The organism is Arcticibacter sp. (genome assembly GCF_053551015.1).
On record NZ_JBMQOB010000021.1, the window covers coordinates 98202 to 119676 of the forward strand.

The window sequence follows — 21475 nt, forward strand, 5'->3', positions numbered from 1 at the left end:
TCTGAGTTCATATTTAACTAAACATTGTAATGAAAAGAATTCTAAATATCGCGCTGGTGTTAATGACAGCATTCAGCTCCTGTAAAAACGAAGAATGGGCATTCCCAGACTATGATATTCAATCGGTTTATTTCTCGTATCAAGGTCCGATCCGTACACTAACTTTGGGCGAAGACATATTCGATACCTCATTGGATAATGAGAAGAAGGTGCAGATTATGGCTACTACAGGTGGTGTGTATAAAAATCGGAAGGATATAACGATTGACGTAGCTGTAAAGAACTCTTTGGCTCAAGGATTACGTTTCCCTTCTCCATATAGCGGAAATGTGATGCCGATGCCCGAAAACTACTACAAGCTTTCTTCGGATAAGATCGTTATACCTGCAGATAAACTGATAGGAGGGGTAGAGGTGCAGCTTACCGACGCTTTCTTTGCAGACCCTTTGTCTGTAAAAACGACTTATGTGATCCCCTTAGCGATGACAAATCTGACGGGAGCTGACTCTATTCTAGCGAGTAAATCGTATACGCTTTATGCCATCAGATACATAAATCCATGGGATGGTTATTACCTGCGCAGGGGAAAGGATGTATTCGTTGGAAAAAACGGAAACACATCTTTAAACACAACTGCAGTCAGACATATGCAATACGTGGAAAAAGACGAAGTGAAAAAGATCACGACCCGATCATTGAATCAGGTTGAATTCCCTGTAACCTTTACTGGTGCCAACGCTACAAACATCAATCGTACCTTGCTTCTTACCTTCAGTGACGATGGTAATTGCACCGTTACGGCAGCCGATGCGAGCTTCACAGCAAGCGGGAGTGGAAAGTTTGTAAAGAAAGGTGAAAAGAACAGTTGGGGTAGTAAAGACCGGGACGCCATTTACCTGACATACCAGGTGGAATTACCGGAAAGGAATGTTACTTCTACAGATACTCTGGTTTTGCGTGACCGAGGAGTGAAAGCAGAATTCTTTACGCCTATAGCGAACTAATTATAAACCTTTAGATCCGGAACAATGAAATTTTTTAACAAGTTCACATTAGGCCTGGCCTTCTCGGTGGGATTAGTTGCCTGTAATCAATATGAAGCTCTTGAATATGAGGTTGAAAAACCTGAGACGATCATCGAGCAAGAAAAAATAGATGCTTTGCAGCCATTAAAGGCGTATGTAGATAGAGCGGCAAATCCATCTTTCAAGCTTGGCATGGCGCTTTCATTATCCCAGTATACAAACAAGGGATTGATGTACAGGCTTGCAAACAGTAACTTCGATGAAATAACGATCGGATATGAAATGAAGCATGGCGCTGTTGTCCAGGCAAATGGAACATTAAACCTTGCTAGTGTAACAGCGCTTCTTGAAACAGCATCAAAGGCGGGTACTTCAGTGTATGGGCATACGCTCGCCTGGCATGCAAATCAGAACGCAGCATATCTAAAAAGTTTAATAGCACCGGTGGTAATCCCTTCAACCGGAGGGCCGAGTTGGGATATTGTAACATCTGCCGACTTTGAGACGGATGCTGCACCCAATTATCAATACAATGCTAATGCGGTGGCCGGTTTTACTGCTGCGGGACAGGGTGCTAATGGATCAGGAAGAGCATTGAAGATCACCAATACGGCTGTTCGTACCAACGACTGGGACGTTCAATTGTTTGTGAAATTCGCTCCAGCTGTACAGGTCGGAGAGAAGTATCGACTTACAATGCAGGTACGCTCTGACGCAGATGCTTCTTATCCTACCCAGGCTCATGTTACGCCAGGAGCCTATAAACACTGGGACTTTTTTGGTACTGTCAACTCAACTCCGAATTGGACAACATATACCAGTGAAATTACGGTTACCACTGATATGGCGACCAGCGGCTCGATCGCATTCAATCTCGGAAAGTTTGCAACAACTTATTACTTCGATAATCTAAAGTTGGAGAAATTGAATCCGAATGGCGGAAGTACCATCATTGAGAAGACGGCAGAGGAAAAGAAGACAATTCTTACAGCTGCACTTGAGACCTGGATTAAAGGGATGCTTGAAGCATCTAAACAGTATGTTAAGGCTTGGGATGTTGTTAACGAGCCAATGGATGACGGAAGGCCTGCGGAACTCAAGACTGCGACGGGAAGAACAGATATTCCTGCAGATTATTTCTTTTGGCAGGATTATTTAGGTAAAGACTATGCTTTGATGGCCTTCCGGTTTGCAAGGCAGTATGGTAATCCCGGAGACCTTCACTTTATCAATGATTATAATCTCGAATACAGTCTGGAAAAGTGTCGTGGTTTAATTGAATACGTAAAGTATCTAGAATCTAAAGGTGCAAAAATCGACGGAATTGGTACTCAAATGCATATTGATGCTACGTCGGATAAGGCGAAGATTGAGGAAATGTTTAAGTTGCTGGCAGCTACAGGTAAACTGGTAAAGGTGTCAGAACTAGATATGGGCCTTGGAGGAAAGGTATTAACTCCACAGGCGACATCTGCTCAGTATGCTGCACAAGCGGAAATGTACAAGTTTGTTGTTCAAAAGTATCTGGAGCTTATTCCCGCAGCACAAAGGTACGGTATCACTATTTGGAGTCCGCTGGATAGTCCATCCGGATCAGGTTGGAGAGCAGGAGAACCTGTGGGTCTGTGGACGGAAGGATATGTGAGAAAGCCGGCTTACATGGGAGTGGCGGAAGGTCTTCAAAAGAAGTAGTCTGATCCGCAAAGAAAATCAATGTATAACAGGGTGCACCAATAAAATGGTGCACCCTGTTTTGCTTTTGAGACGCACGATTTATTCCATCGGGTATCCTTTATCAATCCAATCCATTTTTACATTAGTTGGCAGATCAAGCAGTTTACGGTTCTTGAATCCTGCATCGCGGAGAGCGGGCATCGCCGAACGAATGTTTGGACGGCGCTCGAAAGGACAGCAACCACAATACACAACAACTGTTGCTGTCTTAGGAATAGATGCTAATGCGTCTTTAAAACGATTAAGATTTTCTTTGTCGCTTACTCCCCCGATCAGGCGTGCACCTTTAATATTGTCGACAACTCCTATGTTGAAAATCACCGGTTGGGGTACCGCTTTATTTTTTAACCATCCAGCCAGGCTTGCCGCATCTATCACCTGACTTGCAGTCCATGGATTGCTCTGAAATTGTGGCCTCTCGTTGAACTGTGCCATCAGAGGCAATGTTAAAACGAAAGTCAGAATAAGGGCGCTTGTGATTTTTTTAAGCATTGAGTAGGGATTTTGGGGCTGATCTATCTGTTATGCTATATCAAGGTGCTTTCGCATCTGTTGCTGACTAGAATCTGATTAATGGCAAATATCTGAAATTTAATCTAGATCAATCTCCAGGTTAGGGACACCCTTCCCGAAAATCTATTCCTATATTGGTGCCGTCAAATCGATATACCATATGAAAAAATATCTATTTTTCCTTTTCGTTTCTTTTTGTGTAGTCTCTTGCAGCAGATCTCCGCGCACAGAGCCTTCTCCGAAAGAGAAGCTTGAGTCCATCCTCAAGAACATTGTCCCTCCTCAGATTCCGAAAAATATTATTATGCTTACCGAATATGGTGCGGTTGGTGATTCATTGACGAATTGCAAGCCAGCATTTGATAAAGCCATCCAGGCCTGCAGCGAGCAGAAGGGAGGCAGGATAGTTGTTCCTGCAGGAATATATCTGATAAACGGGCCGATTCATCTGACCAGTAACCTTTGTATAGAACTTCAAAAAGGTGCCAGGCTGATATTCGGAACCAATCCTTCCGACTATCTCCCCGCGGTTCTCACCAGTTGGGAAGGAACGTTTCTCTATAACTACAGCCCTTTTATCTACGGTTATCAACTGGAAAACGTGTCTATTATCGGAGAAGGTGTTATTGATGGGAACGCGAAACATTCGTTTAGCCCCTGGGCGGGAAATCAGAAAGAAAGTCAGCTATTAAGCCGGAAGATGAACCGGGAGAATACACCTTTGAAAGACAGGATCTTTGGGAAAGGGCATTTCCTGAGGCCCCACTTTATTCAGTTTTTTGAATGCAAAAACGTTCTGATTGAAGGTGTCACTATAACGAACTCACCGTTTTGGTGTGTCCACATCTTGAAATCAGAGAATGTGACAGCTCGAAAGGTAAAATTTGATGCTTACAATAAGAACAATGATGGATTCGATCCCGAGTATTCGAAAAATGTGTTGATTGAAGATATCGATTTTAACAATGCGGATGACAACGTTGCTATTAAGGCCGGACGTGATTATGAGGGAAGAAGAACCGGTATTACATCAGAGAACATCGTGATACGGAACTGCAGGTTCAAAGGTCTTCATGGCCTGGTCATCGGTAGTGAAATGTCCGCAGGTGTGCAAAACGTTTTCGTGGAGAACTGTACCTTTGGTGGCTACTGTAAGCGCGGAATTTACCTGAAGTCTAATCCAGACAGGGGCGGTTTCATCCGGGATATCTACGTCAGCAATGTCACCTTCGGTGAAGTCGAAGACTGCTTTTTCATCACATCCTATTATCATGGAGAGGGCCAGGGCTTCGAAACAGATATCAGCAATGTTTTTGTCGACCATGTAAAATGCCGGAGAGCGACCAACGCCGGAGTGGTCATTCAGGGCTACCCATCCAAGAAAGTGCGTGATATTCATTTTTCGAATGTGACGATAGACTCTGCTGCTACCGGCATCAGCCTGAGCAACGCCGAGAAAATTGTCTTCAACGATGTCATTATCGGACAGGAAGTAAAAGTGCCATCCCACGCCAAATAAGGCGCTGGGATCTCTGAAGCACTGACCCGGTATGAGGTTCCGATCTGGTCCACTATGAGTCCTGATGCTTTGCTGCGAGGTCCTATGATGTTTTCGGAGAACCCGGCTGCCCCTGCTGCAGATTTTGACTCTTCCGAACAATATCTTTGATGATCGTATCCAGCTCAAGCGCCGAGCTCGAAAGGAAAGGTAACATTTCGCTTAGCGTTTCGTGGGAGTTTTCGGTAACTGTCGACAAGATCTGTGTGATTCCAAGAATACGTGCCAAGGGAGCTCTTACCAGGTGAGATTGCATCCAGGCAATTTCCCGCAGGCGCTCATTATGTTGCTCTATAGCGTGGACATACTCCACCCGGGCGGTAATATCCTGCATACAACCGATCATCCTTACGGGCTGCCCATTATCTGAGTAGATGATAAAGCCGCGGTCTAATACGGTCTTATAATCCCCGTCAATACATCTGAAGCGGTACTCACAAGTCCATTTTTCCTGGCCAGAATTCAAATGCGCTTCAATCAGCTCCGTAACTCTGCCCACGTCTTCTGGATGCACATGATCGCTCCACCAGTCCAGGGACGTATGCTTTTCTTCATACCCGAATATGTCCGAAATTGAGTGATTCCACAGAATTTGTTTAGCCTGGATATTTGAATCCCATATCGCGTCGCTGGTGGCCTTCGATACCGCATTATATCTGTCCAGCAGCTTCTTGTTCTTCAAGATGCTCTTCATTCTTGCGCTGATATCACGCGAGTTTGCAATAATACCTTCAATCGCCGGATCTTTGGTTTTGTTCGTAATAATCGTTTCCAGCCATCTGATTTCGCCGCCTTTCAATTTTACCCGGTAGGGCGCAATCTTAATTGTTTGGTTCTCTTCAATCATCAGCAGTTGCTGCTTAATTAAAGACTGGTCTTCTTCGTGTATATAGTCAAACGGATTGGTCAGTATCATGTCCGCAGGAGCGGAATTAAATAAACGCTGTATGTTCGGACTGATGTAAGAAATATTCCCCATCCTGTGCAGGATAGCAATCAGATCGGACCCCTCCTGGATCATCGTTTTAAACCGGCGTTCACTTCTCAGTAGCGCTTCTTCAGCCCTTATCCGTTCTGAATTGTCTATCGCCACAACCATTCGGGCATGTCCTCCTTTATAGCGGATCAAGGTCCCCCTGGTATTCACAAGGATGAGCTTGCCCTTCTTTGTCAGATGTCTGCTGAATCCGGTATGTTCAGCGCCAGAATCGACGATGCTCCTGATGATCTCTTTTACGACCGGCACATCCTCAGGGGGGCGGATATCCAGCAAGGTTAAGGATAGAAATTCTTCGAGAGAATACCCATAGTGTTCAACTGCTGCTTTATTCACATCGAGGATCTTCAACGTTTCCGGGTCATATACCCACAGCGGAAGCGGACTCAACTGGAAGAGGTCGGCATAGCGATCGTTGGAAAGTTTAAGGGCTTCCTCTGCTTTCCGGCGCTCTGTGATGTCCCGCACCACCCCGATCATGCGCTTTGCACTACCGTCCCCATTCCTCAGGATGTAGCCGTTTTCTTCCACATCAACATATTCACCGTTTTCTCTTCGAATCCGGAATCCAGCAGACCATCTCGACTGATCCTTTCTGCTGATGGCAGCCTTCAGACTTAAGCGGATGTTCCCGGCATCGTCAGGGTGTAGCAACTTAAACCAATCGTTTAGAGACTGCTTAAGAGGCAGCATGCGATACCCGAATACGCGGTTGAAACTTTCACCCCATTCTATCAAATCGACGTCGATGTCCCAGTCGTAGATTGCATCATTAGTTGCCTTGTTGACATAAAGATAGCGGTCCAGCAACTTCTGCAGTGCAGCTTTACTCGCCAGAAGTTCGTTCTGAGCTTTCTTACTTTCTGTAATGTCCAGGCAGGCTCCAATAATTTTCGCTACATCACCGCTGGCGTTCCGGATCGCCTTCGCCCAGCTCCGCAGGTATCTTATTTCTCCGTCAGGTCGTATAATGCGCTCCTCAAACGCCGCATCCTGGCCGTTTGTCAGCAGACCGCTTATCACGTCAAACATCATTTGCCGGTCGTCTTCGTGAACGAGGTGCAGATAGGTATTGAAGGTCGGCTTAAAGCTCTCCGGGATTTGTCCGAAGATCGGGTACAGATTCTCAGACCAGAACAATATGTCCGAATCGAGTTCCCAAGACCAGTTTCCAAACTGCGCGAGCTCCTGGCTCTCCAGCATGATCATGGTGATTTCCTTCGATAGCTTAGAGTATTGCCTTTTTTCCAGAATGACCTTTAATAACGCGACGATCCGCTCCATGATATCTGACTCCTCAGGCGGAAGCTCATCAAATCGCCGATGGTAAACATCAAAGGCAGCAATAATCTCCCTTTTGCTGTTATAGATCGGATGATGCAGATAGCCTTTAAACCCCTGATCCGAAACAACGCTGTGGAAAGTACTCCAGGATTGACCCGATACGCCTGCATTTCCTGCTGAGATGTCCATATCGACAGAAAGCTCTTTGCTGGCATCCCTGATTTCCTGAGGAAGCGAGGGGGCAGCCCAGTAGCTGTACTTTCCGTTCTTGATCCGCATGAGAGAACATGACATTCCCGGAAATTGCTGTTCGATACCACTCAGGTATTCATGCAGAACATCTTTAAATGGTATGTCTTCTTTTGCACTCTGTGTCAGGAAGTTTTTATCAAGCTGATCCAGTTCCATGGTTCGTCTCGCTACCGAAACGTCTGTCGCTGCAACGATCCTCGCATTTGGTCCCCAGGAGGGAAGAGGCGTACTATGTACGTTCACCACGATGATCTCTCCTGATTTTTTTACGTGCCTCACCGTTCCCTTATTCTCCAGGTTTCTTCTAACCCGGGTAGCTATCATCTCCTCCATTATCGGGATCTCATCTTCCGGCCAGAAGATACTAACCGTAGCGTTTAGAAGTTCACTCCGTGTATATCCATAATCAGCGAGTGCCGCTTTATTCGCCGCGAGGATCTGCAGCGTTTCCACGTCGTAGACCCACATCGCTACGGGACTAAAGTCAAACAAGTCAAGCGATGAGCCGGGAATGTGCTTTATCTCTGTAGTTACTCGTTCAGACGTGAGTTCTCCCGTCAACTGTAATACAACCAGATCAACCGATTCCCCAGCCCCTGAGATTGGATAGGCAGTAATGTTCATGCCGCCCTCTAAGCGGCGGCATGATTGACCTTTAGACACAACCAGATTAAAAGCATCCCGGCTGCTCCTGATTTCAGCCGATACATCACACAGCTCCGCATAAGCGCTTCCTAATACCTCCGTTCGCTTCAGCGATACCATGTCCAAAAATGCATCATTTACGGTCCGAATAGTAAATAGCGGTGCGTTCGCCTCTATAAGAAGTGTTGGATTGGGGTTCGCATCGAATGCTTTTTCTAAAGCCTTTATCTCCATCATCAATGCAAAAGTGTTTATAATCTGGTTACCATCGTATGAAAAGGTCTTTCACGTGGCTAAGTTTACTTGAAAAACGTCCTACAGCACGTTCCCAAAGTGTTCCACAAGATAATTCAAAATTTCACATAGTCATCATAAATGATAAACAAATGTGTAACTTTGTGTAATTCTGTAGATTATCGCTCAAGTTGCAGAAGAGGGAAGGCCAGACGCCTTCCCGTTTTTTATCAATCAGCGTCTTTCTCTCTCTCTTGGCGTTCTTGTGCCTGCGCGGCAGCTTCTTTATTTGCATCCTCTAGCTGGCCTGCACGCTGTATCCTGTAATCTTCATCCAGCTCGTCAAGCAAGGTGCCCTTCCAGGTGGGCGTTCCGGTATGATATGCTGTCCTTCCAATCATATGGGCAGCTACCGGCGAGGTCAGGATCAGGAAGAAAACTATTGCTATCGCCTTGGTGGTGACGGATACGTCTGGGAAAAAGAAGGCTGCGCAAGCCAGCAAGAGGCCCACACCGAGTGTTGCTGCTTTTACCGTCACAGAAAGACGCAGGTAGAAATCGGGCATGCGGAGGATGCCTATTGAAGCGAACAGTATCGCCAGCGCCCCTATAGTACTGAACAAACAGATTAGAATATTCGTCATCTTATTTCTTTTTATCTAAGTAGAATGCAAACGCAATAGTTCCCAAAAACGCAATCAGCGCCAGAATCATCGCCACATCCAGGAAGATGGCCTGCGCAGCGCGGATGCTGTATGCCGTAATCAGCGCGATACCGATAGTGATGATCAGATCGAGTGCGATAACGCGGTCAACTACATCCGGTCCTTTAAAGAGACGGATAAAAACCAAAACGACACTGATGGCCAGGATCGGGAAAATCACATAATCGAAATATAAATCTAACGTCATCGTAGTATCTCCAGTAAACGTTTCTCAAATCCGTTCTGTATCTGAGCGATAAACTCTTCCTTGCTCTTCAGGTACATCACATGTATAAAAAGTGACTTTTTATCCTCGCTGATATCTAATATCAGCGTCCCGGGTGTCATAGATATCACGGTTGATAGAAGGTTGATCTCCAGATCGGTCGTGGCCTGCATCGGAAAGCGAACGATCCCCGGCTTCGAAAAATACCTGGGCGTAATTACATCGTAGGCCACCTGAATATTAGCAACGATCAGCTCATACAAAAAAAACAGGATGAACCCGATCGTTTTGGGCACCCGGTAAAAATACCGCTGGTCGGCTTCATTTCTGTTCATGATCCAGAGGATGAAGAAACCGAGCAGAAAACCAAACAGAAAGTTTGAGTAAAACAAGGATCCTGTTAGCGCTACCCAAATAAAGCTCAGCAGGAGGTTCATCAAAAAATTCTTAATCATATCTTTTTATTTACCCAATACCGCCCGTATATAGGGCCCTGTATCTAACATTTCGGTGGAGATCCGGTCGGCAACCTGTATCACCATTTCCGCATTCAGCCCGATGTATAAAGTGGCAGCTCCCAGTATGCCAATCGGAAGCAACAGCAGCAGCTTTTTAAAAGGCTTCAGCGGTTGAAAATTGTCAACTACCACTAGGTCAGCTGATGCATTTTTCCAAAACACCTCCGACCAGAGTTTAGCTATTGTATAAAGCGTAACAAAACTCCCGATAATAATAGTTACTACAAAGCCGTAATTATTGCCAGAAAACGCCGCTTCTATGAGATAAATTTTCGGCCAGAATCCCGAAAGGGGAGGAATACCTGCCAGCGAGAACAATACCACCGCGATAAGCAGCGATATCTTCGGATAATGTGCATACAGTCCACCCAGCTTTGACATGTTCATGGTTCCTCTCAGCTGACGGATCAGGCCGGCAATCAGGAAAAGGTTAGTCTTCACGATCATATCATGTATAAGATAGAAAACAGCCCCCAAAAGCGCAACTTTCGTATACAAGCCCAGTCCTCCGATGATAAAGCCAATATGGCACACAATCAGGTACGAAAACATACGGCGCACATTATTCTTGATAACTGCCCCGAAAGCACCCGTAAGTACGGTTAAAATACCGATCACGAGAAACAGTGTTTTTACAAATTCATCGGGTACAAACACAAGCGTGAAAACGCGGAACAGCGCATAGATCCCCACCTTTGTGAGCAGTCCACCAAAAGTAGCCGCTACTGCGGAAGGCGGTGTATGGTAGGAGGAGGGAAGCCAGAAATACAAGGGGAATACGGCTGCTTTGATGCCAAAACCGATCAGAAAGAACATTGCTGTAAGGTTGACGATCGACTGGTTCTCTACTTGCGGGATCTTGAGCGACAGATCTGCCATGTTCAGCGTTCCCGTGATGCCGTAAAGCAGGCCGATCCCCGTCAGGAAAAAGGTAGACGCCAGGATGTTCATCGCCATGTATTTCACCGCTCCCTCTAACTGTGCCTTTCTTCCACCAAGGGTTAGCAGCACGAAAGAAGCGATGATTACGACTTCAAACCAGACATACAGATTGAAGATATCGCCGGTCAGAAAGGCTCCATTTAGGCCCATCACCAGAAAATGAAAAATGGGGAAGTAACCGTACAGCATCCTGGCCCTTCCTACACCGGTGGCCGAGAATATCGATACAGCCAGCGCGGCAACAGAGGTCAGCAACACCATGGTTGAGCTGAGCATGTCGGCAACAAACACAATGCCGAAAGGCGCTTCCCAGTTTGCGGCATTCATGGTCAGAATGGTTCCTTCCGACACGTTATTGAACAGGTTCAAAGCAAATAAAAAGCCCGTCAGCGCTCCTGCAATACTTAAAACACGCTGCGTGACCGTCTTTCTCCAGAAAACCAGTTGAAGCAGCGCCGTGAACAGGTGGACGATCACTGTTGAAATTATTTGATTATCAATCATATGTCTTCTTCTTCCGGGGTGTTTAAGTCATCCAGGTCATCAGACCCGATGAGTGCATAGACCCGCTTAAGCAACACGATGGCGAAAGAGGTCAGACCAAAGCTGATTACGATCGCCGTAAGGATCAGCGCCTGTGGTATGGGATCTGCATAGATGTCTGCAAAAACCTTTAGGTCTGCTTCAATAATAGGAGGCTTCCCCTTGGTAATGTTTCCGAGCAGGAAAATGAGGATATTGGTACCGTTACCCAGCAGCATAATACCCAAGAGGAGACGTACCATGCTCCTTCGCAGGATCAGGTAGACGCCTGCCGCATAAAGAACCCCGATGAGCACCACTAATAATAACTCCATATCAATGTGTGTATAGGGAAATGGTAAACAGAATGGTTAATACGACACCGATCACAACCAGGTAAACACCCACGTCAAAGAACAGAGCGGACCCGATCATACCAATGACCGGAATAGGTTGGTCAAACCAGAGCCCGGTCATTACAGGCAAGCCAAAAAGCACCGGGAGAAACATAGAAACACTTGCGATGATCAAGCCTATGGGTATCAGCGTGAGCGGTTTATACCAGAGTAACTTCATCGTATTATCAGTGCCGTAAGCAAAGCTGTGCAGTACAAATGCAATCGAGGCCACAAGCCCCCCAACGAAACCTCCACCGGGGTAATAGTGTCCTCTAAGCAGGAGAAATACGGAGAATAAAAGCAGTATAGGCAGCAGATACTTGGCTGCTGTTTGTAATATAGGGCTTCTCATATTATTCTTTTTCGGAGGCTTTCAACCTCAGTTTTAGTAAGCTATATACACCCAGTGCGGCAATGCTCAGTACTACAATTTCAAACATAGTATCGACACCACGGAAATCTACAAGGATCACATTCACCACATTCTTTCCTTTCCCTAGCTCGTAGGCAAACTTTCCGTAAAAATCACTAATCTCTATTTTCGTAGGTACCTGCAGGACCTTGATAGCAATCAAAGACAAAATTGCGCCGAAGCTGATAGCCACACATGCATCTCTCACCACTGTTGCCCGGTTGTTGGTCGAGAAGTTGAGAAATGATGGCAGGTTGAACAGCACGAATACAAACAGCACCACCGTTAGTGTGTCTATTGTAAATTGGGTGATAGCCAGGTCGGGAGCACTGTAAAATACGAACATCAGACATATCGCATAGCCGACTACGCTCGTGCCTACTACGGCTGTGAGCCGGGATGATGTAGTCACCGTCAGCACCAGTGCACCGATCAGAATGAGCACGTTAATTGCCTCATAGAATGTGATGGGCGATAGCTGATCATAGTCGATATAGATGGGGCCTCCAATCAATAGCTCATAGATCAGCAGAGCCTCTGCGAAGATAATGATCTTGAAGAGATAAGACCGCAGAAACCCATTGTGAAAGAAGTTTGTGTAAAGCTCAGACAGCCGCATAAACGTGGCCGAAAGCTTGCTAAAGACCGTTTGTGGGGACCAAACCTGAAAGCGCTCCAGCAACTGAAGCTTTCGTTCGCTGGGCTTATTTGCCAGGTATAAGATAGTACCCGCGAGCAGCGTTCCGATACTAAGCAGGAGCACCAGATTGAATCCGTGCCATATCTTGAAATCGGTCACAACAGATGTTCCAGTCATGGTGCTGATGACCGAGTTTACCATATAGCCGCCTACAATCCCAGGAAAGCAGCCGAAAATGAAAGCTGCTACAGCCAGAATCAGCGGTGGAACCCACATCGTAACATGGGGCAAGTGCACGTCCCGGAAAGCTGGATTTAGATTTCCGGTAAAAGGTTTGATCCCGGCCATAAAACCCGCAGCGACGAGACTCATATTGGTAACTATTGCTGCAATGGTTAAATAAAGTGCAAACTGTTCATCGGCGTGCAAGGTCGCCTCATAAATCAGGTCTTTTCCGACGAAGCCCAGAGACAGGGGCAGACCCGCACTTGAGAGCGCCGCCAATAATCCCGCGAAGAAAACCGGCGCCAACACTTTCCGTAAGCCTGAAAGCTGCGTCAGTTCCCGCGTGCCCGTCTCATGATCAATGATGCCCGTTACCAGAAATAACGTGGCCTTATAAAGGGCATGTACCAATATGAATGTGCAGGCAGCGACGAGCGCTTCTTCTGTTCCCAAACCAATCAGGAAGGTCAATATGCCGAGCGCTGATATAGTCGAATATGCCAGCACGCCTTTTAAATCCGTACGGAAAAGAGAGTGAAAGGCAGAATATATCATTGTAAATCCACCAACAGCCATCAGGGTCCACGACCAGGCTTCGGTTCCGCCGAGTACAGGCGTGAACCTGGCCAGCAAGAAGATCCCTGCCTTAACCATCGTTGCCGAGTGCAGATATGCTGAAACAGGCGTGGGTGCTTTCATCGCTCCGGGAAGCCAGAAATGAAAAGGGAATTGAGCCGATTTAGTGAAAGCTCCAATAAACACCAGCGCAATAATGATGGGGTAATAGGCGTGATTAGTGATCAAATCCGAAGAAACAGTCAACTGAGTGATTGAGTACGTTCCCGCTACCTGACTAGTCAGAATTAATCCGGCGAGAAGAGCGAATCCGCCCAATCCCGTCACGCTCAATGCCCTGATCGCACTTTTTCTTGACTCGACATTTTCATTGTTAAACCCAATCAGGAAAAACGAACTGATGCTGGTAAGCTCCCAGAACACGAAGAGCAAGAGAATGTTATCTGATAACACGACGCCCAGCATGGCCGACATGAACAGACAAAGGTAAGCCAGAAAGCGATCCTGGTAGATGTGGCCCTTCAAATACGAACTGGCATAAATGAAGATGATCGATCCGATACCTGTAATCAGCAGTGAAAACAGAAGCGAAAGCCCATCCAGGCTAAAGTCAAAATTAATCGACAGAGATGGTACCCATTCCACACTTTCCCTGATGGTATTTCCTTGACTTATATAGGGAATCTGCGCAGCAAAATAGCTAAACAGAATTATAGGCAGCACCGCCAGTCCGAGGCTCCATTTAGATCGGAAAAATCTCCCAAATGGAATGAGGAGACACGATGTGATTAATCCTGACAGTACAATTAATAGCATGTAGTCTTGTTTGATTTTGTATTCGGAATCACCCCAAAATATAAAGAATTATCCGGTTTTTGGGTCTTTTCTGCCCAGAAAAGGATAATTCTCTAAAATTGTTACTTTTTATCAAGCAAGAAAAATGCTCTGAATAGGGGGACGTAAATCAGGTCGGAGTCTCTTCCATCCTGAACTTCAAGAGCTATCAGGGATTTACGAATGAGGTAGATACATTGGTAATCTTCCATCCCTTTTTCGTATTGGCCAGCGAGAGAAAATTCACTTTGCTGAAAGTGTCATACTTCAACGTTACCTTCACGATAGCCTGTGCTGCATCTATCTCCATAATCTTATAGTCGGAAGAGCAGTTCTGATGAATCCCCTCGTTGTTTTTTAAAGAACTGAGCGTTTCATAGCGACTAAACCGGATGATCTTTTCACCTTGTGTAAGAGTGAATTTGGCATCACTCTCCAGAACGTCTGAGAGACCCTTTACTTTTCCATGGGTGACAGCCTCAATGTAGGTTTTTACCGCGTAATCCATTTTTAGCTTCTCCGTGTTGTTTTCGTCTTTCCCGAAGGAACTTAATGAGATGATGAACAGAAATGCTGTGGTCAGAAGTTTGATAGTTTTCATTGCCTTAGTTTTGATGTTTATCGCTTTTGTTTGATTTGTTGTCTCAAAACTACGGGCCGGCATGCTGCTTTTAAATGCCAAAAAGGCCAATGGCCATGGCTTTTCGGTAAAAGCCCCAATGTCGTCGGTAAGTCGCTTCAGAACCGCTAATAAACAGAAAAGGCCCGTAATGGGCCTTTTCTGTTACAAAGAGAAAAACTAAGAGAAATTATCTGCTGGGAGGCACGGTAGATCCGCTTCCTGAACCTGTTCCAGTACCTGAACCTGTTCCTGTTCCAGTTCCGCTACCCGGAGATGTGGATGTACCAGTTCCGGTTCCCGGATAGGTTGTTGTTCCGGTGCCTATTCCTGATCCCGGGCTTGGGTTTGTACCTGTTCCTACTCCTGTACCTGTACCCATTCCGGTTCCAGGTGAAGTGCTTGTTCCGCTACCAACCCCGGTTGGCGCACCCGTTCCAGGATAGGTGGTAGTTCCTGTTCCTACTCCCGTTCCAGGTGATGTTGTTGTTCCTGTTCCTACTCCTGTTCCAGGTGATGTTGTTGTGCCTGTTCCCACTCCTGTTCCAGGCGATGTTGTTGTTCCTGTACCGCTACCAACCCCTGTACCATTCCCTGTACCGGTTCCCGGAGTTACACCTGTTGCAGATCCGGGTGATTGGTTTCTGCCACTGTCCGTACCAGTGCCGCTGCTTCCGCTTCCGCTGGTGCCATTGGTAGTACCTACGCCTGTAGTGCGGTCGCTTTTACCGGATTTCTTTTTCTTTCCGGTTTTGCCGGTGTCATTTTGATTCGTTCCTACGGATGATCCCTGATTGCTGGTGCCGGTCGTGCCGGTCTGAGCAAATCCTTCGCTGAACATGAAACACGTGAACGCGAAGCTCAGTAAAACACATACTTTTTTCATAATGCTTTTCTTTCTTTAGGTAAGGTAAATGAATTGTTAATGCACTTTATGCAATTGCGATGCCGCAGATCTGCTGAAAGGAATTTTAAGCAAAGGTTAATGCGCTTGCCTGAGAAGCCTATTCATGTTTTTAAGATTAAAAAACGCGACTATAAATTCCGGCACTATCCGCTAATCTGGACAGATGGTGTTAAATTTCTGAACACTATGTGGTTTAATGAGACATCTTCCTCGCGCGCCAACAACAAACAATTAGAAAACAAAATGCATACTCCGGCTATTTATCTCCTACTGAAAACAGATATGGAATACAGACAACTTAGCAATTCAGGCCTCAGACTACCCGTCCTGAGTTTCGGTACGGCCACCTTCGGAGGTGGAAATGAGTTCTTCAAAACCTGGGGAGCCACGCAGGTGGAGGAAGCCAGTTACATGCTCAATCTCTGCCTTGATGCAGGCGTTAACCTCTTCGACACGGCAAACACCTATTCAAACGGGATGTCTGAAGAGATCCTCGGCAAGGCTGCCAAAGGCCTGCGTAACCGCATGCTTATCTCTACGAAGGCATCCTTCCCCATGTCCGATCAGGTGCACGACTACGGATCTTCCCGCCACCACCTTATCCGGGCGTGCGAAGACAGCCTGCGCAGACTGGATACGGATTATATTGATATTTACCATATGCACGGCTTCGACGCGAATACGCCAGTAGAGGAGACTTTGAAAACCCTTGAGAACCTGGTGCAAAGTGGAAAGGTGAGGTATATTGCATGTTCTAATTTTTCGGGCTGGCATCTGATGAAATCGCTCTCGGTGTCGGAGCGCTACGGCTGGGCCAAGTATTCGGCCCATCAGGCCTACTATTCACTGCTTAACCGTGATTTTGAGTGGGAACTTATGCCATTAGGTGTTGATCAGCAGGTGGATACAATTGTCTGGAGCCCCCTGGCGAGCGGGTTGCTCAGCGGGAAGTATCGACGAAATCAACCCTTGCCACCGAATGCACGTGTTACACAGGGAGGCAGCCCGGTCTCAAGCGGTACGGTTGATTATCAGCGCTTGTATGACATTATTGAACTCATGGATGAACTGGTGGAGGAAACCGGCAAGTCGCACTCACAAATCGCCCTGAACTGGCTTCTCCAGCGTCCAACTGTTGCCAGTATTATTATCGGTGCACGCAATGAAGAGCAGCTGAAGGAGAATCTCGGCTCGATAGGATGGAAGCTTACTGTAGAGCAGGTGATGCGTCTGGACCGGGTCAGCGAGGCGTTTCCGGCCTATCCTTACTGGCACCAGCGTCAGCATGCGATGCTGAACGCCGCACCAAAGCTTTATCCCTGACAGGTGGGAATACTTGTGCTACGATCTACTTACTGGTTGACAGCATGAGCACGTGAACGGATGATGTTGCTAACTCTATACATCATCCATATTCCCAGCAGCGATATGAGCACCACGGCGTAGCCTACAATGTTATAGTTCTCAAGCGGACTGAACTTATCTTTCTGCATAACGATCATACCTGCCACGGCTGCTGCCAGGCCGCCGGCTATCTGTTGCAGGGAAGAGTTGATGCTCATGAAGGCTCCACGATCGTGTGGCTCAGGGACGGCACTTGTGAGGGCCGACGAAGGTACCATCCGGCTCAGAATACCCATCATCATCAAAATATTGAAGACGACTACCCACACAAAAGGGGTAACTGAGAGATTGGTGTAAATAACACAGACTAGCATGAGCCAGATTGATGCAAAAGCAAACAGCTTAAATTTGTCTATGCGGTCGCTCATTTTACCGATCAATGGCATTATCACAAGCGAGCTGATCCCCGAAATCATGAACAGCAACGGAAGCTGCTCCATAGTAACATTAAGATTGTTGATGGCGAACGCGCTTCCAAAGGGCATCATCATGAAGCCTCCCAAAGATAGCAGGGCAGTAGCTCCGAAGCCGATGCGGTACTCCGCTTTTCCCAAAGTATGCCAGAGGTGCAACAAGGCTGATTTATCATGCTGTACCCCCAGGTGCCCCGTAACCGGCTGAAGCCTGAAAAGGATCAAGGCAAAGATGATCAGGGCTACCGCCGCGACCATCAGGAAAGGTGCTTCCCAACCCAGGTGAGTCGCTATATACAAGCTGATCGGAATACCCAGGACCTGACTGGCACCAAATCCCATCTGGATAAACCCCATCACTCTTCCTCTTTGCTGCAAGGAGAACAGGTCGGTGATGATTGCCATGGAAATGGAGCCGATCACGCCTCCAAAGAGGCCGGTGATGATGCGCGCGAGAATTAGCGTGAGATAGGAGTTGGCCAGACCGCAAAATATCGTTCCCACAATAAAGCCGGAATAGAAGAAGATCAGTAGTTTTTTGCGGTCGTAACGGTCAGCGAAGCCTGCCGTAAGGAGTCCGGAAATGCCCGCACTAAAGGCATAAGCCGATACCGCGAGTCCAAATGCGGAAGGCTCCAGGGCGAGCGATTTCATCAACATATCACCTAAGGGAGACATAACCATGAAATCGAGTATGACCGTGAACTGCGTGATCGCCAGTACGAAGATGACGAATTTCTGGTAAGCGCTGAAGGTTGAAGTTTCTGCAGTTATCATATCTGATGATCCTTGTTATTCCTGATAAGGGATGCCCTAAGCCTGCCGGTGACTTGCACAGCACATCCTTCTGGTTTACTAGTGGGTAGAGCCAGGTCATGGCGGGAGCAGTGTGGCTGCACTTTGAACATCACCCGAAGCTAACCTCAGAAAGCGCTGGCCAAGTATATAGTGATTGCTTTCTCATTGCTATAGCATGGTCTCTCAACACCTGCAAAGCCGGATCTACCACTCGTCTTTTTTCGTCGGCTTTGTTGCGTTGGCCATGAAACTTTTTACTGAACCAAGTGTCGACTTGCCAAACTTATCTGCCGTGATCAGGATGGTTTTGGCAGAGAAAAGCTGCGTTCTTTCCAGGGAGGTCAGCTTACCGAACGTGTATGTATCCGGAACCTGGTTATAGTATCTCTCAATCGGATTGGTAGACGATGGGATGTATGATTTGCCCATTCGGGCAGCAATGTTTTCGATCTGGAAAGACGTGAGGACCAACCTGTAACGTCCTTCTTTGATAGAAAATTCTATCTTCATATTTTGATAATACTTTTTCGGTACCAATACGCCGAGGGTTTTGACGCTATACTTCTCCTCGGTAGATCCTTCTGCAATAATGGTTCCCGCATCTTTATCCTGCAGTTTGATTACTCCGGTATCGTTTTTGAAGGCTTCGCCGATCCAGGCAAGTGCCTGGTTGTATAGTTGTTCCTTCGTTGCTTTAGGCTCTTCGCCGATCAGCGTATAAGTGATTTTTTTATCGTCGTTGAGCGGGATGTTCTTTTTGTTGAAGGGGATGTCCGTGTCTTGCGCACGAACGGTATTCAAAATAAGAACTGACAGGGCTAAAAAGAAAAGTTGTTTCATGATATTGATTAAGGGGGCAAAAATAGTAAAATCTCACCGGAGCCCCATGACCGGGGGCAAGATGTGAAGTTCCTGCGGTGCGTACGAGAATAAACGCCCCGCAAATTCTCTTATTGCCAAAAAAGATGTAAATTTCTCGGGTCATTTAACGATTCGACAATATGCAACTTAAGAACCTATCTTACGCGGCGGCAGCTGCGGCTCTTATGACGTTTGGGGCATGTAACAACGAGATGCCCAGCAGTTCGCAAAAATTTATCGATGTTGCGGGCCTGGATTCGTCCGTTGCGCCTGGAGATAATTTTTTCAAATATGTCAATGGAAAGTGGATCGATACGGCCGTCATTCCATCTACACAGACCAGCACGGGTTCATTCAATGAGCTATACAACAAGACCAGAGACAATCTAAGGAAGCTGCTTGAAGATGCAGCTAAGGCAAAAGCCAATAAAGGAACAGTAGAGCAGAAGGTGGGTGATTTCTACGCTTCGGGTATGGATTCCGCGGCGATTGAAAAGCGCGCTTACCAGCCCGTAGAACCCTATCTGAAAAAAATTAATGCGATCAGCAATGCTCAGCAATTGATGCGTTACGAGGCGGAAATGGAAAAGCAGCAGGCTTCTGTTTTCACGAGCTTTTATGTTGGGGCTGACGAAAAGAACAGCTCTACAAATATCCTGACCCTGTACCAGGCGGGGCTCGGTTTGCCGGACCGCGACTATTACATGAAGAAAGATGCGGAGACAAAAGCGATTCAGGAGGCGTATAAAAGGTGCCTTGCCCAGCTGTTTACACTGACAGGTACCCAGGACTCTGTTGCTGCCAAACAGGCGGAACTGGTATACAAATTCGAAGAAGACCTCGCCAAGAGCCACCGTACCAATGTGGAACTTCGCGACCCGCAGAAGAACTACAATAAGTTTGCCGTGGCCGACCTGGACAAAAAGATGCCGGTTTTTAAATTGGGGTCTTATCTGAAAAACCTGGGAAGTAAAACCGATTCGGTAAATGTAGGTCAGCCGGCCTATTATGAAAAGGTGAACGAACTATTAAAAACCGCTCCGATTGATACGTGGAAGTGGTATCTGAAGGCACATCTTCTCCGTAACTACTCTTCGGCTTTAAGTACTCCATTCGTGAATGCAACGTTCGAATATAGCAAAGTGCTTTCAGGACAGAAGCAGATCAAACCACGTTGGGAGCGGATCTACAGAAGTACTGACGCGCATCTGGGTGAGCTACTTGGGCAGCTGTACGTGAAGAAACACTTTACAAAAGACGCGAAGGAAAGAATGATGGACCTGATCGACAATCTGGAAAAAGCATTCGACACCCGTATAACGAACGTCGACTGGATGAGCGATACAACAAAGAAAGTGGCCAAAGAAAAGCTGCACGCCATTATTAAAAAGATCGGCTATCCGGATAAGTGGAGAGATTACGGAAAGCTGGAAATCGACAGGGGCAACTATTTCGAAAATGTTGTGGCTTGCGACAAAGCTGACTTCGACTACAATATGGCTAAAGTGGACAAACCGGTCGACAAAGATGAATGGGGAATGACTCCTCCAACCATCAATGCCTATTATAATCCAACCATCAATGAAATCGTGTTTCCTGCGGGAATACTCCAGTTTCCTTTCTTTGAGCTGAGTGCAGATGATGCCGTGAATTACGGTGCCATCGGAATGGTGATCGGACATGAAATGACCCATGGATTTGACGATATGGGCGCCCAGTACGATAAGTCGGGTAACCTGAAGAACTGGTGGGCCCCCTCTGATAATCAGAAGTTCCGGGCGAAGTCTAAGCAGGTCATTGATCTGTACAACAGCTTTGTGGTGATTGACTCCATGCGTATTAATGGGGCTCTTACCACCGGTGAGAACATGGCTGATATCGGCGGAATCGCGATCGCCTATGATGCATTTAAGCTGACTAAGCAGGGACAGGATACAACCAAAATCGACGGTCTGACTCCCGATCAGCGCTTCTTCATTGCTTATGCGCAATCATGGAAGGAAAAGATTGAGGATAAATCGCTGAGACTTCAGTTGAGTACAGATCCGCATTCCCCTGCGGAGTATCGGGTTAACGTCCCTTTAATGAATTTCACACCTTTTTATAAAGCTTTTAATGTTCAGCAGGGACAAAAGTTGTTCCTTCCTGAAGATAAACGAATTAAGATCTGGTAAAAATGTACAGGCACTATGCTCCTGCATGGTGCCTGTACATTTTTTGCCATGAAAAACCAA

General features: G+C 46.6%; 18 protein-coding genes. 5 read left to right on the forward strand and 13 right to left on the reverse strand.

The features are described from left to right. The first annotated feature begins 29 nt into the window (after nt 1–29). Entirely contained in the window at nt 30–1004 is a 975-nt protein-coding gene (locus tag ACO1NU_RS14250; RefSeq protein ID WP_448819161.1) for a DUF5627 domain-containing protein, read from the forward strand. Between the two features lie 24 nt (nt 1005–1028). Beyond that, nucleotides 1029–2717: an endo-1,4-beta-xylanase gene (locus ACO1NU_RS14255; RefSeq protein WP_448819162.1), complete on the forward strand. Its 1689-nt coding sequence runs from the start codon at nt 1029–1031 to the stop codon at nt 2715–2717. Nucleotides 2718–2798: 81 nt separating this feature from the next. Here the strand turns inward: ACO1NU_RS14255 and ACO1NU_RS14260 are convergent, their stop codons facing one another. Then, nucleotides 2799–3251 carry a rhodanese-like domain-containing protein gene (locus ACO1NU_RS14260; protein ID WP_448819163.1) on the reverse strand — a complete coding sequence of 151 codons (453 nt, stop codon included), beginning with the start codon at nt 3249–3251 and terminating at the stop codon, nt 2799–2801. Between the two features lie 181 nt (nt 3252–3432). Between ACO1NU_RS14260 and ACO1NU_RS14265 the strand changes: the two genes are divergently transcribed. After that, nucleotides 3433–4791 carry a glycoside hydrolase family 28 protein gene (locus ACO1NU_RS14265; protein WP_448819164.1) on the forward strand — a complete coding sequence of 453 codons (1359 nt, stop codon included), beginning with the start codon at nt 3433–3435 and terminating at the stop codon, nt 4789–4791. A gap of 82 nt (nt 4792–4873) precedes the next feature. Here the strand turns inward: ACO1NU_RS14265 and ACO1NU_RS14270 are convergent, their stop codons facing one another. From ACO1NU_RS14270 to ACO1NU_RS14315, 10 genes are all read right to left on the reverse strand, one after another. Further along, nucleotides 4874–8245: a PAS domain-containing protein gene (locus ACO1NU_RS14270; RefSeq protein WP_448819165.1), complete on the reverse strand. Its 3372-nt coding sequence runs from the start codon at nt 8243–8245 to the stop codon at nt 4874–4876. A gap of 227 nt (nt 8246–8472) precedes the next feature. After that, entirely contained in the window at nt 8473–8886 is a 414-nt protein-coding gene (gene mnhG, locus ACO1NU_RS14275) for a monovalent cation/H(+) antiporter subunit G (RefSeq protein ID WP_448819166.1), read from the reverse strand. Between the two features lies 1 nt (nt 8887). Next, a complete protein-coding gene (locus tag ACO1NU_RS14280; RefSeq protein ID WP_448819167.1) occupies nt 8888–9154 on the reverse strand; it encodes a monovalent cation/H+ antiporter complex subunit F in 267 nt (88 codons plus the stop codon). Then, entirely contained in the window at nt 9151–9627 is a 477-nt protein-coding gene (locus tag ACO1NU_RS14285; RefSeq protein ID WP_448819168.1) for a Na+/H+ antiporter subunit E, read from the reverse strand. Before ACO1NU_RS14285 ends, ACO1NU_RS14280 begins: the two co-directional genes overlap by 4 nt. A gap of 6 nt (nt 9628–9633) precedes the next feature. After that, on the reverse strand, nt 9634–11136 hold the full coding sequence (locus tag ACO1NU_RS14290; RefSeq protein ID WP_448819169.1) for a proton-conducting transporter transmembrane domain-containing protein: 1503 nt from the start codon (nt 11134–11136) through the stop codon (nt 9634–9636). Further along, nucleotides 11133–11489: a Na+/H+ antiporter subunit C gene (locus ACO1NU_RS14295; RefSeq protein WP_448819170.1), complete on the reverse strand. Its 357-nt coding sequence runs from the start codon at nt 11487–11489 to the stop codon at nt 11133–11135. Before ACO1NU_RS14295 ends, ACO1NU_RS14290 begins: the two co-directional genes overlap by 4 nt. Before the next feature lies 1 nt (nt 11490). Further along, nucleotides 11491–11904: a Na+/H+ antiporter subunit B gene (locus ACO1NU_RS14300; protein WP_448819171.1), complete on the reverse strand. Its 414-nt coding sequence runs from the start codon at nt 11902–11904 to the stop codon at nt 11491–11493. 1 nt (nt 11905) lies between these two features. Next, the gene (locus ACO1NU_RS14305; RefSeq protein WP_448819172.1) at nt 11906–14221 is read right to left on the reverse strand and encodes a putative monovalent cation/H+ antiporter subunit A; all 2316 of its coding nucleotides are present in this window, start codon (nt 14219–14221) and stop codon (nt 11906–11908) included. A gap of 187 nt (nt 14222–14408) precedes the next feature. Then, entirely contained in the window at nt 14409–14840 is a 432-nt protein-coding gene (locus tag ACO1NU_RS14310) for a nuclear transport factor 2 family protein (RefSeq protein ID WP_448819173.1), read from the reverse strand. Between the two features lie 208 nt (nt 14841–15048). Further along, nucleotides 15049–15744 carry a hypothetical protein gene (locus ACO1NU_RS14315; protein WP_448819174.1) on the reverse strand — a complete coding sequence of 232 codons (696 nt, stop codon included), beginning with the start codon at nt 15742–15744 and terminating at the stop codon, nt 15049–15051. A gap of 99 nt (nt 15745–15843) precedes the next feature. Here ACO1NU_RS14315 and ACO1NU_RS14320 point away from each other — a divergent pair, with 99 nt between their 5' ends. Continuing rightward, entirely contained in the window at nt 15844–17088 is a 1245-nt protein-coding gene (locus ACO1NU_RS14320) for an aldo/keto reductase (protein WP_448819175.1), read from the forward strand. 29 nt (nt 17089–17117) lie between these two features. On the opposite strand, the gene ACO1NU_RS14325 is transcribed toward ACO1NU_RS14320, so the two are convergent. Continuing rightward, complete coding sequence (locus ACO1NU_RS14325) at nt 17118–18359, reverse strand: MFS transporter (protein WP_448819176.1); 1242 nt, start codon at nt 18357–18359, stop codon at nt 17118–17120. Nucleotides 18360–18584: 225 nt separating this feature from the next. Beyond that, nucleotides 18585–19220, reverse strand: a complete 636-nt coding sequence (locus ACO1NU_RS14330; RefSeq protein ID WP_448819177.1) for a DUF4468 domain-containing protein — start codon at nt 19218–19220, stop codon at nt 18585–18587. 161 nt (nt 19221–19381) lie between these two features. On the opposite strand from ACO1NU_RS14330, the gene ACO1NU_RS14335 reads away from it, so the two are divergent. Continuing rightward, nucleotides 19382–21415 carry a M13 family metallopeptidase gene (locus ACO1NU_RS14335; protein WP_448819178.1) on the forward strand — a complete coding sequence of 678 codons (2034 nt, stop codon included), beginning with the start codon at nt 19382–19384 and terminating at the stop codon, nt 21413–21415. Nucleotides 21416–21475 lie beyond the last annotated feature (60 nt).